The organism is Bacillus sp. GW823-FHT06A10 (assembly GCF_058795375.1).
Genome location: NZ_JBXAHT010000001.1, coordinates 1,132,893 through 1,153,647, shown reverse-complemented (window position 1 = coordinate 1,153,647; position 20,755 = coordinate 1,132,893). Strand labels below are relative to the sequence as shown.

The following is a 20,755-nucleotide window of genomic DNA, read 5'->3' as shown; positions in this document are numbered from 1 at the left end:
ACTCCCCTATCTTAAATTCAGTTAGCTTATTAAAGAGTTGCGACAGATTGATTTGTTTTCATACCTTTCCATGATAGAAACTGTCTCTCTAATTCCTTCTTAATTTGCAGTTCAATTGCATTCATTTCATCCAGTTTTTCAATAATCGATACTAGCATACCTTTATTATTCGTCATTGCCATTTTAATTGCACGATACTGTACATTTGTAAATCCTTGTACAATATCCTCTACCCGATCACACCAATAATCAAATTCTTGCTCCGAATATTGCAACGTTTCACGGAAGTATGCAAAGGCATGCTCATAACTATATTTACGAATTGCAAGTACTGGTATTTGTTTTACTGCTGCTACAAGTCCAGAAAGCGCATATCCTTCTTCCTCATTTGCCATTTTTACAATTAAATTTTTCAGTTCCATAGTCAGTTCATTGTCGTTCTTTTTGAATGTTTCTGCGAAATAACTAGCTACTGTTTCTTGCGTTGGCTCCCCAATTCCTTCTATATCAATGAAATAACCTCCACCAAATGGGTTATCTTGAATAGAGTGAAGTACTTTTTCTCTTTCCATATTTCCTTCCCAACGAAAATCAGGATCTAGCATGAACCACTCTTCTTCTTTCTCTGTTTTTGATATCATTAAATAATGTGGAAACGGTTTTTGATGAAATTTATTTTCCCTCTCTGGTAATAGAGACATATCAACCATTACAATGACATAACGATTTTCCGGCTTGTTTTCTACTAATTCTAAAAACGTTTCTACATTGCTATCTTTATTTTTTGCATGATCATACCATTCGTTTACTTTAATACCGTACAATTTTTCAAACCAAAGTAAATAATGATCATGGTTAATGTTTTCAGAGTGATATGAAATAATTCCGCCTTCTGTTATATCAAAATCTCCATCCCATAGTCCAAAATAAAATGGACGAAAATCAATGTCGCTACGCCTTTTTATAATTTCACAAAAACAACTCACTAAACAGTGCACTTTAATTGAAGTCATACTCTCATCCACTTTCCTAAAGGTTAGTTATTCACATTTACTTCCTGTAACGGCTCTAACTCCTCCATAAAATCAAGCAAAGATCCTACAGTAAGAAATGCCTTTGGATCTACCTCATCCTCTGGAACGCATAGCTTTACATCCATTTCTATGTATACAATAAGCTGTAACATCATTACCGAATCTATATATAAATCTTGATTTAAGCGCATCGTTTCTTCTAAATGCGTTACATTTTTCAGTTCCATTTTTTCTATCATAATTTTTAACACGGCATTCTTTAACGCTTCCCGTCTCATGTTGTAACCTCTCCCATCTCTAGTAACTTTCTACTTACTTTTCCAGTTTTATTTTTAGGAATTTCATTTACACTTTCAATTTCATGCGGAACTTTATAAGAAGGTAAGTGCTGAATACACCATTCTCTTATTTTCACTGGATCAACATGAGAGATCACTTTCGCTTTAACTATTTCGCCCATCACAGGATGTTTCCCTCGATATACAATTGCCTCTTGCACACCTTCCAATCGAAGCATCGTTTCTTCTACCTCTATAGGAAAGACTTTTAATCCCGAAACATTAATTACATCGTCCATACGCCCTATAAAATGAATGCCACGCTCAGATTTATACCCTAAATCTTTCGTGAAAATTTCCTTATCATTCATTTTCACGACGATTTCTTCCGGTGCTTTTTCATCTGAACCTATGCTTATACTCACATGAGGTAGAGGGTTTCCTAAATCTAAATGGCTTTTCATATCATGACATATACTAATACAACCTGCTTCAGAACAACCGTATTGCTGCATCATATATGTTGTCATTTCTTTTAGTTTATAAAATAGTGCTTCTGGCAAAGGCGATCCTGATGTCATAATTTTATGAAACTGGAACACTCCTAATGGAAAACTCCCCATAATGTGTAACATAAGTGGTACTGCATATATAATATGTTTTTCTGTATTGCGAACTATATTTAATGCGAATTTAGGATTTTTATTCGTAATGATTACAGGCTGGCTCCCCCTCTTAATTGCTGATAAAGTACCACATATTAGTCCGTATGAATGTGAAACAGGAGCCATAACGATTGGCACTTCATCTACTTCACAGTTTAAAGCTTCATTATAAACGGTAATTTCCGTATCAACTTCCGTCCATGCTCTACGAATTAGTTTCGGTTCCCCTGTAGTTCCAGAACTATATTGCAATAAAGAAGGCTCTTCTAGTAAAAAGTTCCCTACTTCTAATTTTGTAAAATCGCCATATTCTCCATATAAAATTCCTACACAATTTGCACGCTTTGCCATTTCAATAGCTGTTTCTTTTGGTGTATCTTCATGTATAAGTAATACTGATGATTTCTTTTCTTTTAAGAAAAACACAATCGTAATAATATCGAATGGATCTTTCAGACAAAGTGCAAATCTATTTCCTTCTGCTTCTTTAAATTGTTCCATTTCCTCATAAACTTGTAATCTCAATTCAAAATCACTTTTGCTATACTCTTGTTTATTAACAATTAGCATAATTTCCCCCTGTAACAGCTGATTTTTGTTTCATAAGTTGTCTTACTCTATACAATGGATTTGGAACTTCATGAACAAGCGATTCCAGATCCATATATAATCGACGTTTCGTTAATTGTTCAGCATAGAATGTAGGTGCATATAATTGAATATTTTCAAATCTACCTTTCAAATGTGGATATATTCTTAAATGATTTTCAATTTCTTCAACAACCATCATCCAAAAATGTTCTTCTTTCAATCCATATTCATCCGCAAGTACGAATGCTAATTCTCCTAAATTAAACAGGAATAGTGCATCTAACACCATCTCTTGCAAACATTCAATGCGATCCATTTCAAAGAAATCATTCATTTTTCCATTCGCATATGTTTTATGCATTTTAGTAAAGTCGGGACATTTGTCAACCGTTTTCAAATATGGACGATAAAACTCAAGCCCTTCATGAAAATCCTTTAACGCAATACGAACAGGCACCCCTTCTTTATGGACTAGAATCATATTTTGTCCATGTGATTCCAGTGCGATGCCATGCTCTACAACAAGATGTATAACTGGTATTATCGCTTTTTGAATAAGTAATTGTAGCCAATCCTTCATTCCATATTTATTCAACCACGCATCAATAATTGGTGTACCATCTTTCTGTTTAGCGTATAAACCATTAAAAGGAATTGCATCTTCTTGTGCATCTAAATACTTATGAATGCTTTCGCGCCAAATACATCCTAATGAACCATATATAGCTTTTTTATTCGTGTCATACGTTACACTGGAAAACTCATTTAACAAGATTAAACGTGCTTCATCCATTAAATAGGCGTCATTACTTACAACATCATTTAACCAATTTGATATTGCTGGTGCACTCACAACAGAGTATGGTTTCAGCGTACGAAGTGTTGAAGTGTTGAGTAAATTCATCGATAATTTAACGTACGGTTTCTTTGGACTCGTAATATTTCTTAATGTTCTCATTGACTGTTGCGCGCAATAATCGTCCTCTGATGTTCCTAAATAAATAATAAATTTCCCCTGTATATGATCCGCATAATTTGAAATGATGAAATTCACCCACTGCCATGGGTGAACAGGTATAAACACGTACTGTTTTGGATTACATCCCTTATTACGAATTCGTTCCATAAACTCTTCTAATTTACGATCGCCAATCTCCTCTTTTAAAAGGTCGTTATACATCACTTCATTCTCATAACCTACAGTCGCATAATTCTTATGCGCTGCAATCCATATGAGTTTTATTGGCTGCATAAATTCATATCCATATTGAAAATTGTCACGATATTGAAATCCAACACGTGCTTTATAACTAGGGTGATATGGATGGCCGTCTATTAAATGGCTTTCAAACTCATCGTAAGATTTTTGAGTATATTCTTTCTTATTATTTCTTTCATATTGTGCAATCGTGTCTTTAAATATTGTTTGTTCTAATTCGTGCATAAAAGAATCTAATTTAGCTTGTTCTACACTAGCAACCCGAAAAACTTCTTCTAGAAATTGCGAGACAGATTGTATTTCTTGCTGTTCATCTTGGACTCTTACTATTAATGAGTCTAACGAAATACGTCCAAATGTCATCCGTTCCCTGCCATAGCATTTGTACGTGACACTTTTGTCTTCTTCATCAAGTCCTTGTATTATAAAAAGAATTTGTTCTTCTTTTTCTATGCGAACCGGTGTAATAATCCCCTCATAAATTAACGATTCTACTAATTGACGTAGCACTCTTCTTCGTACTGAAATGTAATCTTCTGATTCGAGCGCCTTCAATACTTTCGTATGATACATGTCCACTCTCATAAAACCCTCCACCTTATGACAAAATACCATTATTTGTATTACGTGAAATTTTAACGCTATTTATGAACGAACAGCCACTTCTCTAACGAGCGGATTATGTACTTGCACATAAATTGCTTGCTCTAATGGATTACTTAACTCATCGACATCGAAAAATCTCGTTAGTAAATTTGCTTTACACGCTAACTTATCTTCGTCCAATAATTCTCTTAAAAATGTTGAAGGTTCCCGGTTATACGGAAGGAATGATTCAAGTACAGACCTTAATTCCGAGAGAAGAATTTCCTCCTTAATTAATCCTGCTGTGCCAAAACCATTAATGAGGCCAAACATATGATTGAAAATTAAGTAGTAACGAAATCTCTCATCCACAATATAGTCGTCATATAAATTTCCAGTACGTTCTCCAATACCAACTAATTCATTATTAAGCATCTCTTTCATTGAATTACAGAAATAAAATCCTTGATTATCACGGAAATAATATTTGACCGGATAACCATCTTTTAGTTGAACAACGCTATTTTGCTGATGAGCTTCTAATGCAACACCATACTGTAAATACATCCATACCATTGGCTTTAAAGAAATATTCATATATCGTCTAAACCACTCTAAGCTTACTTCTTCACAGCTTTTACTTTCTAAATCTGCTAGGCGATGAATAATATTCGATAACCGCGTACGTTCCCCAGGTATAGCGTCTTGAACTAGCCCAGCAATTAATGTTGCGTCGTTTGCATGTTCACTATAAAAAGGGTTCTCGCGAATAATCACTTCAAATCCAGATTCTTGTGTTCCATAATTTAATGTAATATAGGCTGGATCACAAATAAAATCAAAGCCTGGAAATCTTTCTCGTACTTCACCAATAGCCGTCTTTAACATTTCCTTCCCTTCAAGACCACTCTCAAGTTCTTTCAGTTTATTAATACGCATTGAATTCGTTACTTTCACCGGAAATGAAAACTTAAGCATATACTTCGAATCGGGATGATACAGTGTCCTTAGTGATGATGTTGCCATATAATACTTACCTACAGGTCCAATATACTCAAGCAATTCTTGAACTATCCAATCTTGTACGTAAGCTTGATGCAAGAGCCATTCTGCCTGAAGCGGATGAATTGGAATTAATGCATATTGATCTTCCTTACAGTACTTCTCTATAAATTCCTTACTAACCATCTCATCATTACTTAATTCTTCTTTTATAATCGTTGTTGTAGAATCTGATAATAATGATTTTTCATTTACTATACTTTTATGGGCCCGAAAATAATGAAGCTGACATTCTCCTTTTAATTCTGGAGAATACATTGCATTTTTCCAATCCAATATCCCCTGTCTACTCTTTGGTGTAGGATGAGTTAAATGCCCAAATAATAAAGACTGCTCCGCTTCTATAAAAGTTGTATGGAAACCGTATAATGCGGACGTATCTTCTATTCTCTCTTTTGTAAATTCCTCAATATTTTGACAACTACGGATAACTCGAAGCATAAGTTCCGCAGGATTCGTCCCTTCTCCGTAGTTGATAGACATCTCTTTTATTAAAAATGTAATAACTGTAACGTAATCTGCTTTAATAACAGAATTACTATCTCCAATTTGATAATAAAATTGTTCTCCAAACAAATGACGATCTGTTGATGATTTATATATAACTTCTCCATACAAAGTAACGTTCTGTGCCGATAGCCGACAACATAAATATGTGGGGACTGTATCTCTATTCAACGTATTACTGAAGATAATCTTCATTCTTTCATCCTCTGTAATCCATTCTCCACTCCCTGTTTCTCTTAAATAACAGTTTAAAAAGCTTTGTAATGTTGCATGTTCTGCGATTTGTTTCGCATGCTGCATGTTGGTCCTCCTCTTTATATTAAAGCTATCGAAATTTTATATAATAAACGATAATTGAATGTCGTTATCAATTATGATTCTAATTGATAATGATATTCAATTCAAGAGTATATTTCAGAATTTTTTTATCTGATTTAATTTTTCTTGTTTTCTCTCTTTTCTTTAATCTAGTTAAAAATACAAGAAAAAAATACTCAGTTTCAAACTACATACTTACTATTTTTCATTAGTAATCTATCCAAAATGGTTAAACAAAAGAGGTATACCTTAATTGGTATACCTCTTTCAAACATAAAGTTTACATAATAATATTATTTAAGCAAATCTATATAACTTTTTGTATAACAAATTCAAATCTCTCCAACAATACGCTGTTTCTTCTACCCTTACTCTCTCTAAAAATTTCGTATCAATTTTTTCAGGGTTAAATTTTTCATAAAACTTTTTAGAAGGATTATTCGTAACAACCCAAACTAAAAGTGATTGCATATCATTGTTTATACAATCCGATAATAAAGCTTGAAATAACTTTTGTCCTATTTTCATTCCTTGATACTCTTGTAAAAGGTAGATTGCATATAATTCTCCATCACAATTATATGTACCAGTTCTTTCTACTCCCCCATCGACGAATCCAACTATGTCTCCATTTAAATTCTCTGCTACAAATCTAAATTGATGATTACCTTCTTTTTGAAAAATATCTTCCCATTGTTTTTCTCGTTTCTCATATGCTACATTATCTAGAATTTCGTCAGCAAATATCCCTTTATACGTTGTTTTCCAACTATCAACATGCACCTTTGCTATACCTGGTATATCATCCTTTATTGCTCTTCTAATATGTATTCCCATCATTTCTCCCCCTTGTTACTCATCATTATATCAATTTCATTCCTTAAAAATCCAAATAAAAAAGAGTGAATTCACTTCACTCTTTTTTATCACAATTATCTACTTTCCACTTCAACTGAAACTACTCGATCAATCTCTTTCAGGGAACTATATAACTCTGTTGTATATAAATCTTCTGGAGCTAAAATAACCATCTCCAGTTGCTGAAATGCTCCACTATCTATATCTTTAATTTTCACGCGTTTCACATGCATGCCTAAATTTTTAATTTGCTTAAATATACCATCTAACTCATGATGCTCTTTAACAGTAATTTTTATAGATAAATCCTTTTGTCTTAATGAATACGGTCCTGCAATTTTCACAAGTTGCGGAAGTACATTAATCGCTAAAATAATTAAAACCATAGCAACTGTCGCTTGTAAATAAAATCCCGCACCAATTGCAATCCCTAAAGCTGAAGCAGCCCACACCATAGAAGCTGTTGTTAATCCAGAAATAACATCATTACTTCTTCGTAAAATGACACCTGCGCCAAGAAAACCAATTCCACTAACAATTTGAGCGGCCAGTCGCATCGGATCCATATTTGTATGTCCTGGAACAGAATATACATGCACAGATTCAATTGAAACCATCGTAATTAAACAACTTGCTACAGAAATAACCATACTTGTTTTCACACCAAGTGGTTTATTCTTTAGCTGCCTATCTATCCCGATGAATAATCCTAAAAAGAGTGCTAAACCTAATTTGAGTAAAAATTCATATGACATATTTCCATTCTCCTTACTTTACAATGTTTCCCTTAGAATAACTCACTATAACTCTTTTATGATATCAATTCCAGTCTTTTCTATTCATTTAACGTAAAAAACCGAAAAAACATTTATAACGATGTTTCTCCGGCTTTTTATTACACTTTAGATTCTTCTTTATTTCTGATCTTTAATCTTAATTTCTGCATCTTTGTAGAATGCTAATTTACTGTCATTATACTCTTTTGTAAATTTGTTAAACTGCTCTTTCGACTTTTGTGCTTCCACATTTAATTCATTAACAGTTTTAACTTTTTCACCGATTTCTTTTAATTTCGTTTCTTTTACTTTTAATTTTTCATACAGTTCTTTTTCAGTCGCTAACACTTTCGTGTAATTTTCATTCATCTTTTTGAATGCATCATAACGGTTTTTATACGACTCTTCTACTGATTTTGCTTGTTTTTGTAACTTCTTATCTTCAATCTTCTCTATATTACTTTGAACAGATTTCGTTTCCTTCTGTGCTTTTTCTAGCATTTCTTTTTCACTTTTCAATACTTTTTCACGATCATCTACATTTGCAGTAGCTTGCTCTATTTTCTTCACAACTGCTTCATTATGATCTTTACCTTCTTGCAAAATTTGAGCATATAATTCTTGCCCTTGTTTCTCTAACTGCGCTAATTTTTTTGCTTCATCCACTAAAGATTTTTCTTGTGTTGCTGCTGTTTCAAAAGCTGTATATAGATTTTCTTCTGGCTTTTCACCGAAACAACCTGTTAAAAGTCCTACTGATAATGCTCCAACTACTGCTACTTTTCCATACTTCAACGTTCATTCCTCCATTACATACGGTTATCATGCCAGAAGTTCACTGGGAAGTGACTCTCTTCATGATAAGCTTCAAACTCATAACCCTTTTCTTTTAGCCCCTTTAAAATTGCTGGCACAGCAGCAACTGATTGCGGGTGAATATCATGCATTAAAATTACTTCTTGTGGTTTTGTTGCATTTGTTAATACGTTTTGAGCAATTTGTGCTGCAGCTGCATCAACTGGCATTTTATTGTATCTCCAATCTAATGAATCAATTGTCCAATCCCACACTTTAAATCCGCCTTCTACCACTTTATTTCGAAGACCTTCATTCAATCCAGGCATCGAACCATATGGAGGACGTGTTAATTTAGGTGATTTCCCAATAATATTAGCGATTAAACCTTGATCTTCTTTCATCTCATTTACATACTCGCCATTTTTATATAACTTTGCGAAATTATGTGTCATACTATGCATGCCTACATAATGACCCTCAGCATTTTCACGTTTCACTAAATCAGGAAATTCTTTTACATTCGCTCCAATTAAAAAGAACGTCGCCTTCGCATCATGTTGTTTTAGCGTATTTAATAATTCAGCCGTATATTTCCCTGGCCCATCGTCAAATGTAAGATAAGCAACTTTTCTTTCTTTTCCATTAAAACGACTTGGTGCCGTTTTATTCATTTCAACTTTCGGCTGTTCACTTGCAAGCTGCACTACATTTTCTTGTTTCGCAACAGCTTTTGCTGGTGAAGTAATTGATTGAAACATGTAATACCCAATAGCTACTGCGGCTATCGCTATTAAAACGACTACTATTTGTTTAATTTTTAAAGCTTTTTCCATTCTATCGAATTCCTCTCCCTATTAATCTTATATATAAATCGCCCAATATAATTATACATCTATTTATTTTTATTTCACCATATAAATAGATTTTATTTGTATTATAATGGGAGTTTTATCAAAATTGTTGTTCCTATTCCTTCTTTACTTGTAACACTAAGCGCACCGCCATGAAGCTCCACCATTTTTTTAACGATAGCTAAACCAATACCTGCACCTGCAGCATGATTATTAATTTGGTAAAATGATTGCTCAATATATGGTAAATGTTCTTTAGCAATTCCAATCCCTTCGTCTCTTACCTTAATCACTGCTTGTCCTTCTATTTTAGTCGCTTCAATGTGTATTGTGCTTTTTTTATGTGAATACTTAATTGCATTTTGAACAATATTCAAGAAAACTTGCTTTAGCCTATTTCGATCTCCCATCAATTCAATTCGGTCTATAGTAGTAATAAATTGAATTTCCTTCTCTTCCGATTTAGGAGTTAATTGCCAAATCGTCTCCTCTAGTATATCGTACAATTGCACCTTTTGTTTATATAAATTAAAATGATTTGATTGTAATCTTGAAAAATCTAACAATTCTTCTACTAAATGAATCAACCTATCTGTCTCACCTGAAATAATGCCCATACCTTGCTTTATTTCTTCTTCTGTTAAATGATCTACTGTTTTTAACGTCTCACTCCAACCTTTAATTCCTGTTAAAGGCGTTCGTATTTCGTGCGAAATAGAAGCAATGAATTCATTTTTCATCTGCTCAGCCTTATCTATTTTATAGGCCATATAATTTAAACTATGTGCCAAGTCACCTAATTCTCCAGGATAATCTTCTTTAATTTTTTGCTTTAATGTGCCTTCTGCAATTTGTGAAGAGGCTTGAATAATGGATTCAATTGGCTCAACAAATGAATTTGCCAAACGTCTACTAATTAAGAAGACGACTCCCGAAATAACAATACCTACAGAAATAGTAAACGTAATAATTTCAATAATCTTTTTATTTATATTTGTTAAAACAGTCGTATATTTTAAAACACCAATAGTTTGTCCTTGATGTATAAGTGGGCTTAGCACCTCTAGTTGTTTTTTATTATCTTTCTTAGTAACTTGATTATACATTTCACCTTCTAATAATGATTGTGGAATATTGACTTTACCTTCTATCTTTTCACCACTTGAAGATTGTATAACCGAGCCGTGACGATCAATTAACTGTAATTCTGTTCCTTCTAATTGAAAGCTACTAATTATGTCACCACTATATTCTTGTAACCGAATAAAGTATAGTGAATTGTATTCTGAAAAAAAACGTGTACTCGTTTTCGCATGAGACTCTATATATTGCACAATACCATTATAATAGTATCGATAAATTGAGACTGAAAATACAACTTCAAATAATACAAGCATAAGTGTAATGACCGTCATAAAATATAAAGTCACTTTCCGTTTCATCTTATACTTTCCTTCCACACATATCCTTTTCCCCACACCGTAAGAATAAATTCAGGTTCTGATGGATTACATTCTATCTTTTGACGTAACCGTCTCATATTTACATCTACCACTTTCGTCTCACCTACGTAATTGGTTCCCCAAATCATATTTAAAATTTCATCACGCGAAACTGGCTTTGAAGCCTGATTCATTAAATACTGTAATATCATATACTCTGTAGGTGTTAAATCGACTAATTGTCCATCTTTATACAATCTTTCTTCTATAATATTTAACGAAAATGGACCTGACGTAACAATATTCGTTTTTTCTTCATGTACTTCTATTCTTCTTAATAAAGACTGTATACGTGCAGTTAATACTACTGGACTAAACGGTTTTGCAATATAATCATCTGCACCTATTCCTAGTCCTTGCACCTTATCTTCATCTTGTACACGTGCGGTTAACATAATAATACCCATTTTTTTATTTTCTTTCCTGATAGCCTTACAAACTTCTAAACCATTAATCCCCGGTAACATTACATCCAGCAGTGCTATATCAACAGTTTGTTCACTCAAAATTTGTAACGCTTCTTCTCCAGTAGTAGCTTCTATTACATAAAATCCAGCACGTTTTAAATTTAAAACAATAAAGCTACGGATTGTTAATTCATCTTCTAAAACTAAAATTTTTGACATAATTCTCACCTCCTACTCTTGTTGATAATCCGCTAGCGGTTTTATATATGCTTTCACTTTTTCAAATTTTGATTGCTTCGGTACTGCATATATGTGAGAAGCCGTTTTAATTGCTGCGCTGTAGCCTTTTATATTGAACCATTCTTTCCGCTTAAAAATATGAACTTCAAGCCATATTTCATTTGTTCTTGTATCCAAAAACTTTTGAGAATTTGATTCTTTTTGCTGATCTGGTATTGTAATTTTCCCTATTAACTCTTTAGGGATTTTCACATAATACCCTTTTTCTATATCTATATATCGTTCTTCAATTGGTTTAATTCCAGATTCACTCCACTGTATGTAACGTTCGAAAAGCGGACTATCACCATGTGATTTATCTTCCCAACCTTTTGGGCGTACAGTACGAACAAATTCAATAATGCCGTCTTCATTAACATCTTTACTTTCTACAACATATTCATTAAATAAATCTTCTTTCCCATCTATAGGTAATACTTCATAATGATCCTGATCAAATTTTGCTACATAAGTTATACCTGAATGAGCCCCTGTTCCCGCATCGATTACAACTGCCTTTAATGATTTAGAAATACGACCCATTTGTATTCTTTGAATACTATTTATATACGGATCAAATGTAACCTCTGACAATACCTTAAACTTTTCAATGAACTGAACCTTCAACTGTTCATCTTTCATATGCGAAACAAGGCTTATGTCTTTAAAACCATTTTTGTTTAAATCATCTATAAATAACTTTGTATACTTCTGTCTATAAAATTCCTTTATATCGTCACTCTCATCGGAAAAAACATACATTGTGTTTTCTAATAAATCACGATTGGTAGTTATTCCTATCAATAGTTCCCTTTTCCCACTCCCTGTGAAATCTCCTACCTCAACAATATCTACTTCTTCCCCATCAAATGTATAGGTTGACTTCATATTCCATCCATTATTTTTCTTCTCATATACGGCTAAATATATATGATAATCTTCATTAGGTATTTTATATACGATGACAGCTTCTTTTTTATTATCTCGCTCGAAATTCATTGACCATGTCGTCTGTTTATCTCTATTAGACATTGGAGTAAGTAAGCGATAATTAACAGGTAAATCTTTATCAATTTGTTCATTTAATTCATTAATCCATTTTTTATTTGTAGGAGCTTCCATTAGACTTGTTGGAGCTTCAGACATTTTACATCCAGTCAATATAAAGATAATTCCCATCATGCTTAACCATTTCTGCATATGATATCTTTCCTTACCACAAATTTTGAATATATCCTTTTACTTTTTTACCTATCCATTATACTCATACATATGAGTATAATTTTTCTAAACTAAAAAATCGTTACAGAAAAGTTACAAATACATTCCAAAAAAAAAGATTGGCAAAAGCCAATCTTTTTTTATTATTCGTTTCGAACTGGTTTTGGCGTTACACCTAAATGATCATTTAATTTTTTTGAAATATCTTTTACATTTTTTTCATTTGGAATGTAATAATAAATACCACCGATACGTTTATCTGTACCTTCTATTTGCATTTTTTCCATTTCCAAATTAGATCCTGCCATATTTTTTGTAATGGCAAGCATATCGTCAAATGTTAAGTTCGTTTTCATGTTTTTATCAACCGCATCTAGTAAAGAGCCCATTTTGCTAATTGATTGAACAGACATCGCTTTTTTGGCAATTGCTTCTATTACAAGTTGCTGTCTCTGTCCACGCATTGCGTCACTATCAATTTTACGCGTTCTTGCAAGTGCAAGTGCTTGTTCTCCATTTAAATGTTGGTAACCTTTTTCTAAATGGATCATACCAGCTTGGTCTTTACTATCTTGTTCAGTGAAAGTAACTGGTACATCAATATCAATACCACCAATTGAATCGACAATTTGTACGAATGATTCAAAGTTAAACTTCACATAATAATCAACAGGGACATTTAAAAATCTTTCCACCGTATCGCGTGTGCTTTCTACGCCACCAAATACGTGAGCATGAGTAATTTTATCTAATTTTTTTCTAGTTGGAATATAAACACGTGAATCACGTGGAATACTTACTAGCTTAACAGACTTATCATCTTTATTAATTGTTGCTAATAAAAGTGCATCTGTTCGAACTGCTTCGCCATATTGGCTTTTTCTCATTTCACTTCCATCTACACCCATGATTAATATTGAAATATTATCCTTTAAAGGTTCAACTTCTTTATCACGCTTTGATGACTTTTCAATTTTCGCATACGCATCATTTACAACAGCTTTTGCTTTATTATATATAAACGAACCATATCCTACTCCTCCAAAAATAAGTAGGAAAAATGGAATTAATATGAACCATTTTATTGACTTTCTTTTAAAACGCTTTTTATTACTTCTCGTATTTTGTTCTAATTCAGAGCTCATACCCATTCGCCTCTCTTTCTCTTTACCAAGTATAATGTAAGTCTATTTATCTTCATATTGAATTTCCTTTCATTAACCTTACAATTTTGTAAGGTTACTACTAAAACCCAATATGTATTCCATTTCACATTATACTCTCGTACTTATTTTTGGCAAGTCACTATTTACCAATTTCAAAAATTTAGCACTTCGCAACATGCAAATTTATAAATTCATTAACTCTTTCATTTTAAATTAGGATATCTTTTTCCAGATAAACGATATGAATAAAGAGTCCAGCTAATGATAAAACCTCTATGAATACAGTATATTTCACGTTATTATTTCTCAAACGGCGTATACATGCTTTTCTTCCCCTGATTATCAATAAAAGCCGACTTTGCTTTTATTTTCGTTTTTTCTACTTCCATGTCTTCATTTGAGAAGTTCACAATGATTTTAATATTTTTTCCATAAGAAACAGATTGTACTAGCTTATCTTCTGACAAATACGTAAAATTCGTCATCTCTTCTTTTACTGCTTTTTCATGAACTTCATTCCAAACTTTTAGATGCTCTGTAATTTCTTTTTTATGTTTATTCCACTCTACTTCATCTAAATGGTACAACGGAGGAACATTATACAATAATTCAGACAGCATTCGATTTCCCACTTCATCTTTTACCTTTAAACTTCCCCATTCCCAATGGTGCGTTGTAATAACGGAATCATTGTATACTAATTTATATAATGGTACCGAATATACTGGGTTTAAATACACTTGTTTATATTCTTCTTTCAATGGTACTTGTTTTGCATATTTTTCGGGAACATTTTGATTTGGTGACCAATATCCACCGACATAATACGGACTTGTTTTATTTTTCCGCATATCTTCATCGTCCCATTTAATAACAGGTGTTTCAATTCCGTGTGCAAATGCAATCGTACTACTAGCAAAATCATTTCCACCTTCAGAACCAACGACCATACCCTTTTCTTGTGCAATGTAGTCCATTCGTTTTAAACGTGCTTTTAAATCTTGCTCTTGTGTCGTTATATGTTTCGCTGAATAGTCATCGTAAATTTCACCTGTCGCATCACAATCAATAAACCATGAATTATATTTAGGACCATTTTGTAATATATCATTCATGCGTTCCTTTACACTAGGCAGCGATAAAGTCGGGTTTAACTTGCGACCTCTGCCTAAAAAGCCTTGCACCTTTTCTCCGTTTTTCTTCGTTACAGTAGCCTCTTCGTATAATGATGGGTCATTAAAGGATGCTGTGTTCCAATTTTTATCACTTTTTTCGTGAATGGAATGATATGAATCATACGGGCCAACTAAATACCCCATTTCCTTAGCTTTTGCCACGAAATTCGGTTGCATAAATCCTTGTTCCCAGTTCGGCAGACCAATCCACGCTTTTTCTATTCCGGCCTCTGTCATTTCCTTTAGTATGTCCGTTCCATCTGCATTACCCCATTTACTTACCTCTTCAACCGCATCGCCAAGTAGCGACTTTAATAAATGCTTATTTAAGCTATACAATTCTGTATTCGTTAAGTGACCTACACCTTTCTTTAATAGCACACTAGCTTCCTGGTCAACGTTTTGAAAAATATCCTCTTTATAAAATTCCTTCATGGATAATACTTCGTTTATATAACGTAAAATAACATTTTTTTGATACTTATCAATGAAATCTTGTTTACTTACTTGATCTAATACATTCAGTTCCCCAGGCTCTGAACTATTCTTTTGAATAAGTTCTTTTATATGACTAAACAGCGGGCTATTTATTTGCTCCCTTAGTTTTGGCCAATTTATATTATTTTCTGATAAACCATTTTGATTCCAAAAATAAAAATGCGCCGCTCCATATAACTTTTCGATTTCTTTATTTTTTCTAGCCTTTTCTTGTAATGTTTTAAATTCACCTTTTCGAACAATATCATCCTTATACAGTTTAGCAATACTTACCGCATCATTATTTGTCACATATAATTGAAATCCATATGTTTTATTTTTATTTATGCTCGGAAATTCATGTGTAAAATCAAATCCTATTTTCGGATCCGAATGAAATTTCAATTCATTATTAAACATATTGTTTGCAATATATACAATTGAATATTTCGAACCATTTAATGCGAAAAACTTCATAGAAAATGATTCAGCAAATGAATATGCATCATCCTTTAAAAACTTCTTCCAATTCTCATCATTGCTCGGAATTTGCTTACCCTCCCATAACGGAAGTGTATAATTTTCAGCTTCTACTTTCGGCCATGTAAAGCTTTCTGCACCAGTCGATTCCACTTCAATGTTTAAGTGGTCTTTTTTCTTTTCTAATTTTATTTTTACTTTTTGATCTGGATATTCCCACGATGTACGATCCTTTTCTTTTTTTACATTCGATACCTTCATTTTCGGTAGAGGTTGTGATGCCTGTTCCTTTACACCCTCATGTTCTACAGTTAATGTGAATGTTTCTGGATTTACATCATAAGTAAAATCTTTATACGTCGCTTTCTTTATTTTAGACTCTTGTACAGCATTACTACCTTTTACGTCACAACCGACTAAAGTCGAAAATGACATAGTTGTAAGAAGACATATCGCTATCATTTTTTTCATCCTCTGCACCTCCACCAATGAATATACAGGTGGTTTGTTACAGGAATGTGGCAAAAAATAATAGAGCTAGCATTTTGCTAGCTCTATTTGGAGTATTAAAAGTTGATATGAACAACTATAATTCGCTTAAAAGATATGTAATACAGTAACTGCATTTTTTCTCAACAATTATGAAACTAAGCAAATCAAAATTTTAACAAGCATTCTTTAACTGAAAAAATAAGTGTATACAATGTATCCTAAAAGTAGTACTAAAATGATTATCCCTGTACTTTTCCAATTCATACCGCCTGCTATATCAACTGGACTACCTGTTTCCGCTCTATTGAGTCCGTCATGTAAAGAACCAGTAGGATTACTTTTTAATTCACTTTGTCTCATACGCTCTCTTTTTTCTTCTGGTGAATCTTTATTCATTTAATCACCCCCAAAATGAATGTACTCTTTGCTACATTATTCAAAATTAACATTTGTTTTATATTTTTTCCGGAAAAACCTAATTTAAAATAGGTTTGCAACGTAAAGAAAGCTAGCCATGCCAGCTTTCTTTATAATCCAATATGCTCTCCCTTATTTACAATAATACCTTTATGGTCGATTTCAAGCTCACATACTTTCATATCTGTAAATACTCTCGCTAATTGCTCAGCGATTTCTTGACGTTTCTCATACGGCGTTAAAATAAAAATAGATGGTCCCGCACCGCTAAGTGCTGTGCCGTATGCACCAAATTCTTTTGCACATTTACGAATAGATGGTAATAACGGTACGAGTTCTAAACGATATGGCTCGTGAAAATGGTCTCTCTCCATCATTTCACCTACAACTTCCCACCGCTTTTGACATAATGCAGCTACTAATACGTTACTTATCGCACTAGCTTTAACTGCCTCATGAAACGGAAACATCTTTGGTAATACAGATCGACTTTCATCTGTATTTAATTCTTCATTCGGAATAAGAGAAATTACCCCTAACTCCTTGCTCTCAATTCTTACGACGGAAATATCCTTTCCATCAAGTGCTCCGATTACAGTTCCACCTAATATAGAAGCAGCAACATTATCAGGATGTCCTTCAAAATTTGTAGCAATTTGAACTTTTTGATCAGCAGTTAAGTTCAAATTGCCTAGTTGATTCGCAAGTTCTATCCCAGCTACAATCGCTGATGCACTACTTCCTAGCCCTCTTGTTAATGGGATATTACTAGTAACTTCTATTATATGGGGTGATATAGAAGGACAGACTTTACATGCCGTGCTAACGATTAAATTTTTATCGTCTGTCGGAATTGATTCTTCAAAGGAATGGATTACTTGCCATTTATCAGCTTTTTCTTTAACCACCACATCTAAATACAATGACAAAGCTATTCCAACTGAATCAAATCCAGGACCAACATTTGCCGTACTAGCAGGGACACGAACACTTAATGGTATCACGACATAATCACCCCTTTAATATGATCTTTAATCTGTTCTATATCATTTGACAAACTTGCGATGTCTAGTTGATTTGAAGAAATAGCGATATCAGGATCCTTCAAACCATTTCCAGTTAATACTGCAACAACTGTTTCTCCCTTTTTGATTTTTCCAGATTTAACATGTTTAATTACGCCAGCTAATGAAGCATTTGATCCCGGTTCAGCGAAAACTCCTTCAGTTTTTGCCAATAACCTATACGCATGTAAAATTTCTTCATCTGATACCATATCTATTTCACCACAAGACTGCTCGGCAGCCTCTACTGCATACGCCCAACTTGCTGGGTTACCAATGCGAATTGCTGTTGCAATTGTTTCAGGCTCTTCAATTACATGCCCTTTTACAATTGCCGCTGCTCCTTCTGCTTCAAAGCCATGAATTCTTGGCTTCTTATAACCTTTTTCTTTCTCATATTCACAGAAGCCTTTCCAATATGCTGTAATATTCCCTGCGTTCCCAACAGGGATAGCTAGAACATCTGGTGCATTTTGCAATTGGTCACAAATTTCAAATGCTGCTGTTTTTTGTCCTTCAATTCGATAAGGATTCACTGAATTTACTAATGTAATCGGCTCTTCTGCAGCAATATTTCTTACAGCCTTAAGTGCATCATCGAAATTCCCTTCTATTGAAATAATTTCAGCTCCATAAGCGACCGCTTGCGCTAATTTTCCATGCGCAATCTTTCCTTCAGGGATTACGATTATACATTTCATCCCAAGACGTGCCGCATATGCTGCAGCTGATGCTGATGTATTACCTGTTGATGCACAAATGATTGCTTCTGAACCTTCTTCTTTCGCCTTAGCAACTGCCATCACCATACCACGATCTTTAAAAGAACCTGTCGGATTCGCTCCTTCGTACTTACCATATAGCTGAATCCCTAATTGCTTTGATATATTTAATAACGGAATAAGAGGTGTATTTCCTTCCATTAAACTGACATCAGGTGTGTTTTCATTCACCGGTAAATAAGAAGCATATTGTTTTAATAGTCCTTTATACATATTGTTTTTCCTCCTCAATAATGTAGTAACTGTTTATTTCACTTGCGACAGCTTCTATCGCTCCTAAAACTCGTTCGAATTGATACTTGGAAGTTCGATGTGTCACAACAACAACTTCTGCCAGTTCACGGTTTAAAGGTAATTGAATAACTTCTTTTAAACTTACAGAGTAATTAACGAAACATTCTGTTATTTTTTGTAACATCCCAGGCTCATCTCGTAATGAAATACGCAAGAAATATTTCGAAACTACTTCTTCATCACCTTGTAATTCATAAGGAACTGGTTCTTTTAACGCACTTTTATTTTTCGGCACTTGATTCATATTTTTAACGATGGAAATAATATCACTTACTACAGCAGAACCAGTTGGCAACTTTCCAGCTCCAGGTCCGTAAAACATAACTTCTCCTACCGCTTGACCGTGAACATATACTGCATTAAATTCATTATTTACATTCGATAATGGATGACGACTTGGTAAAAGTGTCGGTTCTACACTTAAATGAATGGCTGATCCTTGTTTTTCTGCTTTCCCAATTAACTTCATAGTAAATCCTAACTTTTCAGCCATTTGTAAATCTTCTTTTTCAACCTTTCGAATCCCTCTTACTTGCACATCATCTAATGAAACATTCATCGAAAAACCTAAGTTTGCAAGAATTGCTACCTTTCTCGCCGCATCTAGTCCATCTACATCTGCTGTCGGATCCGATTCTGCAAAACCTAATTTTTGTGCTTCCTGTAAAGCCTCTTCATAAGACCACCCATTTTGACTCATTTTTGTTAACATATAATTTGTTGTACCATTTACAATTCCCATTATTTTTTCAATTTGATCTGATGCTAGCCCGTCAGTTAGTCCTCTTAACACTGGAATACCGCCTGCTACGCTCGCTTCATAACATAAATCACAATCATTATCGTTTGCCAGTTGAAGAAGCTCTGCACCATATACAGCCATTAAATCTTTATTTGCTGTTACGACATGTTTTTTATTTTCTAAAGCCTTAACAATATGCTGTTTTGCTTCTTCAATTCCGCCCATTACCTCTACTACAATATCAATATTTGAATCATTTAGAACTTCATCTGCATGACTTGTGACTGCAATTCCGTCAATACAAACATCGCGTTCTTTTTCCAAATCACGTACAACGACTGTTTTCACTTTCACTTTGTATCCTGTATCAAGAGCGATTTTTTTATAATGTTCTTTCAAAATATGAACAACACCACTTCCGACCGTACCTAAACCTAATACCCCAACATTTATAACGTTATTCATCTTCTAATCTCCTCCTACAATTTTATTATTTATCTCTATCAATCACCTTGCGCTGCTTTTTAATCATGCAGGTGGTGGTTATTTCCGTACGTACAAATCGTTCCATGTTACTGCACCTCCTTTCAAAGTAAAAAAACACACCCATCCCTAGGAAAGGGACGAATGTGTTTTCGTGGTTCCACCCTTGTTCCAATCTAGACGTATTTCTCCCTAGATTGCTCAAGTTCAGATAACGGCTGATACCGTCAAT

19 protein-coding genes are annotated in these 20,755 nt (G+C 33.7%); all 19 read right to left on the bottom strand.

Annotated elements, in window-relative coordinates:
• Positions 1 to 29: 29 nt before the first annotated feature.
• On the bottom strand, positions 30 to 1,013 hold the full coding sequence (locus AC1Q8M_RS05955) for a DUF6005 family protein (RefSeq protein WP_000200710.1): 984 nt from the start codon (positions 1,011 to 1,013) through the stop codon (positions 30 to 32).
• Positions 1,014 to 1,036: 23 nt separating this feature from the next.
• Entirely contained in the window at positions 1,037 to 1,312 is a 276-nt protein-coding gene (gene asbD / locus AC1Q8M_RS05950; protein WP_001250560.1) for a petrobactin biosynthesis protein AsbD, read from the bottom strand.
• Positions 1,309 to 2,547, bottom strand: coding sequence for an AMP-binding protein (locus tag AC1Q8M_RS05945; RefSeq protein ID WP_098588029.1), 1,239 nt, complete (start codon positions 2,545 to 2,547; stop codon positions 1,309 to 1,311). The genes asbD and AC1Q8M_RS05945 overlap by 4 nt, the downstream gene beginning before the upstream one ends.
• Positions 2,534 to 4,372 carry an IucA/IucC family protein gene (locus AC1Q8M_RS05940; protein WP_001261819.1) on the bottom strand — a complete coding sequence of 613 codons (1,839 nt, stop codon included), beginning with the start codon at positions 4,370 to 4,372 and terminating at the stop codon, positions 2,534 to 2,536. The genes AC1Q8M_RS05945 and AC1Q8M_RS05940 overlap by 14 nt, the downstream gene beginning before the upstream one ends.
• 60 nt (positions 4,373 to 4,432) lie before the next feature.
• Positions 4,433 to 6,241, bottom strand: coding sequence for an IucA/IucC family protein (locus tag AC1Q8M_RS05935; RefSeq protein ID WP_001163337.1), 1,809 nt, complete (start codon positions 6,239 to 6,241; stop codon positions 4,433 to 4,435).
• Between the two features lie 315 nt (positions 6,242 to 6,556).
• Entirely contained in the window at positions 6,557 to 7,099 is a 543-nt protein-coding gene (locus AC1Q8M_RS05930) for a GNAT family N-acetyltransferase (RefSeq protein ID WP_061661211.1), read from the bottom strand.
• Positions 7,100 to 7,191: 92 nt separating this feature from the next.
• Positions 7,192 to 7,872 carry an MgtC/SapB family protein gene (locus AC1Q8M_RS05925; RefSeq protein WP_000119510.1) on the bottom strand — a complete coding sequence of 227 codons (681 nt, stop codon included), beginning with the start codon at positions 7,870 to 7,872 and terminating at the stop codon, positions 7,192 to 7,194.
• Positions 7,873 to 8,031: 159 nt separating this feature from the next.
• Entirely contained in the window at positions 8,032 to 8,688 is a 657-nt protein-coding gene (locus AC1Q8M_RS05920; RefSeq protein WP_098855568.1) for a YkyA family protein, read from the bottom strand.
• A 14-nt stretch (positions 8,689 to 8,702) separates the two neighbouring features.
• The gene (locus AC1Q8M_RS05915) at positions 8,703 to 9,524 is read right to left on the bottom strand and encodes a peptidoglycan-N-acetylglucosamine deacetylase (RefSeq protein ID WP_000409484.1); all 822 of its coding nucleotides are present in this window, start codon (positions 9,522 to 9,524) and stop codon (positions 8,703 to 8,705) included.
• A 101-nt stretch (positions 9,525 to 9,625) separates the two neighbouring features.
• Positions 9,626 to 10,984, bottom strand: coding sequence for a sensor histidine kinase (locus AC1Q8M_RS05910; protein WP_098855569.1), 1,359 nt, complete (start codon positions 10,982 to 10,984; stop codon positions 9,626 to 9,628).
• Positions 10,981 to 11,670, bottom strand: a complete 690-nt coding sequence (locus tag AC1Q8M_RS05905; RefSeq protein WP_000036074.1) for a response regulator transcription factor — start codon at positions 11,668 to 11,670, stop codon at positions 10,981 to 10,983. Before AC1Q8M_RS05905 ends, AC1Q8M_RS05910 begins: the two co-directional genes overlap by 4 nt.
• A gap of 12 nt (positions 11,671 to 11,682) precedes the next feature.
• Positions 11,683 to 12,930 carry a hypothetical protein gene (locus tag AC1Q8M_RS05900; protein ID WP_098855570.1) on the bottom strand — a complete coding sequence of 416 codons (1,248 nt, stop codon included), beginning with the start codon at positions 12,928 to 12,930 and terminating at the stop codon, positions 11,683 to 11,685.
• A 164-nt stretch (positions 12,931 to 13,094) separates the two neighbouring features.
• Positions 13,095 to 14,096, bottom strand: coding sequence for an LCP family protein (locus AC1Q8M_RS05895; RefSeq protein WP_098855639.1), 1,002 nt, complete (start codon positions 14,094 to 14,096; stop codon positions 13,095 to 13,097).
• A gap of 320 nt (positions 14,097 to 14,416) precedes the next feature.
• Complete coding sequence (locus AC1Q8M_RS05890) at positions 14,417 to 16,720, bottom strand: glycoside hydrolase (protein WP_000738155.1); 2,304 nt, start codon at positions 16,718 to 16,720, stop codon at positions 14,417 to 14,419.
• 207 nt (positions 16,721 to 16,927) lie between these two features.
• On the bottom strand, positions 16,928 to 17,137 hold the full coding sequence (locus tag AC1Q8M_RS05885; RefSeq protein WP_001030799.1) for a DUF6366 family protein: 210 nt from the start codon (positions 17,135 to 17,137) through the stop codon (positions 16,928 to 16,930).
• A gap of 131 nt (positions 17,138 to 17,268) precedes the next feature.
• Positions 17,269 to 18,162: a homoserine kinase gene (thrB, locus tag AC1Q8M_RS05880; protein ID WP_098855572.1), complete on the bottom strand. Its 894-nt coding sequence runs from the start codon at positions 18,160 to 18,162 to the stop codon at positions 17,269 to 17,271.
• Positions 18,159 to 19,217 carry a threonine synthase gene (gene thrC, locus AC1Q8M_RS05875; protein WP_000276432.1) on the bottom strand — a complete coding sequence of 353 codons (1,059 nt, stop codon included), beginning with the start codon at positions 19,215 to 19,217 and terminating at the stop codon, positions 18,159 to 18,161. The genes thrB and thrC overlap by 4 nt, the downstream gene beginning before the upstream one ends.
• Positions 19,210 to 20,505 carry a homoserine dehydrogenase gene (locus AC1Q8M_RS05870; protein WP_001066913.1) on the bottom strand — a complete coding sequence of 432 codons (1,296 nt, stop codon included), beginning with the start codon at positions 20,503 to 20,505 and terminating at the stop codon, positions 19,210 to 19,212. Before AC1Q8M_RS05870 ends, thrC begins: the two co-directional genes overlap by 8 nt.
• 25 nt (positions 20,506 to 20,530) lie before the next feature.
• Positions 20,531 to 20,755: hypothetical protein (locus AC1Q8M_RS05865; protein ID WP_492334123.1), on the bottom strand; the 225-nt coding region annotated here is incomplete at its 5' end.